Below are 551 nucleotides of genomic sequence, written 5' to 3'. Positions count from 1 at the left end.
GCTCAAAGGGTGATTGTGCAAAAACGGTGCTGCTGAGTAATAAACTAAAAAGCCATATGTATTTGCTGACAAAATTAAAACTGTGTTTCTTTCTGATCATCTTAATTCAGACTTCCTGAAGTCATTAAAAAGTGTTGGGGTTTACGTGCTTCAGAAATTTATAGCATGGCTGTCAATAGCTACGCTGATGAAAAGGCGCTCTGAACGACTCGATCGAAAAGCGTATTTCTCGACTGCTTCAATGGCAAAACATGGATTCTTTTTTGGTCACCAGGCAATGAAACTACTGCTTTTCTAGATTTAATACTCATATCAATAAAACGGCAGGAAAGAGTGATTCGCTTTCCTGCCGTTTTTATATTAACGCTAAACGCTTAGCTAAGCAGAGATGGTCTGTGCAAAGTCACGATAGCTGTGTAATGGGCGACCCAGCATTTGTGTCAAATGTTCCACATCGCCAGCTTGAGGAATCATGCCATCGCTGATAAAACGTTCCGCCATCAACCGCATATCATAGGCAGTCCACTTCGGCATAAAGGTTGCCATATTCT

This window comes from Methylophaga sp. UBA5088 (genome assembly GCF_002414625.1).
Classification (GTDB): domain Bacteria; phylum Pseudomonadota; class Gammaproteobacteria; order Nitrosococcales; family Methylophagaceae; genus Methylophaga; species Methylophaga marina.
This window is presented reverse-complemented; position numbering follows the sequence as displayed.